The 3862-nt window shown below is 43.6% G+C and carries 3 protein-coding genes; 1 reads left to right on the forward strand and 2 read right to left on the reverse strand.

Annotation, left to right across the window (positions count from 1 at the left end; translation table 11 throughout):
• Positions 1 to 551: 551 nt before the first annotated feature.
• Positions 552 to 1580, reverse strand: a complete 1029-nt coding sequence (locus ACCI49_RS23880) for a glycosyltransferase family 4 protein (protein ID WP_371841750.1) — start codon at positions 1578 to 1580, stop codon at positions 552 to 554.
• A gap of 76 nt (positions 1581 to 1656) precedes the next feature.
• On the reverse strand, positions 1657 to 2814 hold the full coding sequence (locus tag ACCI49_RS23885; protein ID WP_371841751.1) for an NAD-dependent epimerase/dehydratase family protein: 1158 nt from the start codon (positions 2812 to 2814) through the stop codon (positions 1657 to 1659).
• 760 nt (positions 2815 to 3574) lie between these two features.
• Between ACCI49_RS23885 and ACCI49_RS23890 the strand changes: the two genes are divergently transcribed.
• The coding region (locus ACCI49_RS23890) for a transposase (protein WP_371838736.1) at positions 3575 to 3862 on the forward strand (288 nt) is incomplete at its 3' end.

Raw genomic sequence — 3862 nt, forward strand, 5'->3', positions numbered from 1 at the left:
TCGGTGCCAAAAAAGCTGGTTTGTTGGTACTGATCGGTGTCCGTGAGCATCATTATCCTTGAGTATTTCGACCAGAAATTTGGATCAGAATAGCGAAAACTGGTCGAAATGGCTATGTTATATATCCACGTAATCCTAGTGCCACAAGGTCTGGAGACTTTTTTCAGGGTCGACTAAGTAAGTTTCTCGAAAAGTGTGCCCGGGAAGATCCTTCCGATGCGACTACTCTACTGCAAGATCCCAAGACCAAAGCGATGTTTGAAGCCTCATTTACAGCTGGACTGTGCCAAGGTGGAGAAGGTATTTATGAAATGATAATGGCTCTTTGGGATTGGGGATTGGGGATTTACCCCAGAGCAGATTCACAGTCCGGTAAAAATATTTTATGGTGATGCTGATGACATTATTAATATAAGAATGCCTCTGCACCTGGCTGATAAATTACCTAACTGTACAACTTGTTCCTGGAGTGGCGCTGGCCACTATGGCTTTGTTAACCCGGACTACTGGAAAGACCTGCTGAACGCAGCAGCACAGCCTGTATGAATCACTTAATAATCCACAATAGCGGGCTGCTCCACCTTTGTTGCTACAAGATTATTTATAAAGTCCTCTGTAGCCACATCCCAAGAAAAATTTTTTGCATGAGCAACACAATCTTCACGCTTTAATAATAAAGCCTGCTCAATGGCTAACTTCAAGTTTTCATCGGTCGCTCCCACGGGAGCATCACCGATAACATCTCTTGGACCCGTTACCGGGTAAGCCGCAACAGGCAGACCACAGGCCAGCGCTTCCAGATTAACCAAACCAAAGGTATCAGTTAAAGAGGGAAAAACAAAAACATCGGCGGCGCTATAACATTCAGTGAGCGCCTCACCTTCACGCACACCCAGGTAAACAGCTGAGGGGAACTTTCTTTTTAATGCATTTAGCTGAGGACCATCCCCAACAATCACTTTGGTGCCAGGCATATCCAGAGACAAAAATCTATCCAGGGATTTTTCTATAGCAACCCGCCCCACATTCAGCATAATTGGTCTTGGTAGGCCGTCAAAGATAGTCGATTTTACCTGATGGAATTTATCCAGCTCCACCCCCCGACGCCACCGACTAATTCGCGTAATTCCCAGCGACCTCGCCTCAGCCGCCATACTCTCTGTGGTCACCATTGTCTGTGCTGCGGCCTGGTGGAAGCGCAACAACAACCCATGCAGCCACCTCACTGGAATTTTATATCGGATGGAAACATACTCGGAAAGCCTGGATAGCCAGGAAGTGGTAAATCTCAAGTTTCGTCGTTTACAGTAACTCTGCATTGCAATACCCACTGGCCCCTCAGTCATAATATGAATGGCATCCGGAGAGAATTGATCAGCAATACGAGTAAGGCGATGACCGGGAAATAGAGCGATCTTTATTTCCTGGTAACCTGGCCAGGGAAAGGTCATAAAATCATCTGCGTAGACAATTTTCACTTCATGCCCACGCCTGGTGAGTTCCCTTAAGGTCTTCTCCAAAACCCTCGAGACACCATTAAGCTGCTTAGGATAAGTATCCGTAGCAATTAATATTTTCATGCCCGACATTTCCTAACGGCAACCATTTTAAACCCTGTAAAATTATTCGACAATTGTAGTTATTCTATGTTCGTAGTTACCATTTAGAAACACAGGGTATTTTTTCCTGATTGCAACGACCTGCATACTTCTTTGCGACTTCCTCGACCTCTAATAAGAGCCGCTCATTTAGGGTAATTGGGTTTAACCCCATTTCTAGAAGCTGATCATTGACCACTAGAAGGTCATTATCAGGGGATTCCTTTCTCGGATTGTCCATAAATGAAATACCAACGCCGGTCTTACTCGCTACTAATTCCGCTAGATCCCTAATCCTGTGGACCTCAGTCATCTGATTGAGAATACGGACACGCTCGCCCACCTCTGGTGGATGCTCAATCGCCAGCTGTATACACCGACAACTATCCTGAATATGAATAAATGCACGCTTTTGGCCGCCTGTGCCATGTACTGTTAATGGATAGTTGATTGCCGCCTGCATTAGAAATCGATTCAAGACAGTGCCATAATCCCCATCATAATCAAATCGGTTAATCAGATATTCATCTCTCTGAGTCTGTGGTGTTTGTGTACCCCAGACAATACCTTGATGTAAATCAGTAATGCGCACTCCGTCGTTCTTATTGTAAAAGGCAAAAGCCAGCTGATCTTGCGCCTTTGTCATATGATAGATAGAACCTGGATCTGAAGGATATAAAATTTCCCTCTCCGCAACCGCGCCCCCGTCTTCCACTTTGATCTTCAGGTATCCCTCTGGAATTTTCATTCCAGCAGTACCATAGCCGTAGACCCCCATGGTTCCCAGATGGACCAAGTGAATATTGAGTTTACTCTCCACTATCGCGGCTAAAATATCATTTGTCGCATTTAGATTTTTATTTACGGTAAGACGCCGATGAAGTGAGGATTTCATGGAATAAGGCGCTGAGCGCTGCTCAGCAAAATGCACTATGACATCGGGTTTTTCAGCCATCAGCAAAGCCAATAATTTTTGGTAATCTTCGCCAATGGTAATAGATATGTGTCTTATATTATTTCCCGTGACCTCCCGCCAAACCTTAAGCCTTTCCCCAAGCGGCTGAATCGGGGTAAGCGATTCCACCTGAAGCTCGATATCTGTTTTCCTCCGGGAAAAGTCATCAACTATAGCTACCTCATACCCGGCGTCTGAAAGGTGAAGGGAAGTTGGCCAACCACAAAATCCATCTCCCCCAAGAACCAGTACTTTTCTCACTATCAGTCCTGTTATTTTCTCGAAAAAAAGTGCTCACTTAATCGCAAACAAAGTAAAAATCCGAATTCCGAAGACAGAGTAAAATCGAACAAACAACCTACATCTATTTCCTATCGCCTTCAACAGCATAAAGCCATCCAACTATAGAAGCTATTATCAGGCTTACCATACCGACAGCCGCTCACCTCAAGATCCCAGCCTTCTTGCAAAAAGCCCCCTGGAATATAGCAGCGGCAACAAGTAGAACTATCTCACTCTTTACTTGTTGAAATATATGGTAAAGAAGTCTAATAATATGCCAATAAAGTATTTTTGACGCCAAATTTAGTTCCGCAGATGAAATAGCTAGAGATTCAAACCTAAGAAGCGGATTACTTAAGGTTTCATTTCTATGACATACAGTCCCTTAGAGTAAAATTGACGCCAAGTAATCATTGCCAGACAGTTATCAAAATGCTTTCAGAAAAACCTGCATCTTTCAGCCCTACAAAATATAAATCACCTTCAGCTCTTCTGTAATCGATTTTTTATGAACTCAAAATCACAAGACACTTAGCACACAAATCCACAAATCCCCTCCAGTTACCACCCTCCTTCTATTTCCCTTACACACTCTCATCTCGACAAGCAGAGAAATATCAAACCTTCTATAGGCTTGCTTTAAGCCTTCGAACAATAACTTTAATTACTGGGTACCTCTAAAAATTCACTAATTTCCGGTAAAATAATCTAAACGCTCACTAGTAAAGGTTATTGTCAAATGCAGCCGAGTTTTTTCGGTCTTGATGACCGCCATCGCAAGCTAAATGAACGTGATCCACTGGTTGCTCTTCGTAAGTTGATTGACTGGGAGGACTTCCGGAGTACTTTGAATAAAATCCCCACACTTCCAAGAAAGAGTAATGCTGGAAGAAGACCCTTTGATAAGGTACTGATGTTCAAGGCACTTGTATTACAGCATTTATATAACCTATCGGATGATGAGCTGGAATATCAGATACGCGATCGATTTTCATTTTGTCGATTTCTCAGCCTAAACCCGGAGGAC

Source organism: Microbulbifer epialgicus (assembly GCF_041447265.1).
Taxonomy (GTDB): Bacteria; Pseudomonadota; Gammaproteobacteria; order Pseudomonadales; family Cellvibrionaceae; genus Microbulbifer; species Microbulbifer epialgicus.

Coding starts and splice junctions, on each gene's coding strand:
- ACCI49_RS23880 (WP_371841750.1), bottom strand. CDS start 1,580: ATGAAAATATTAATTGCTACGGATACTTATCCTAAGCAGCTTAATGGT.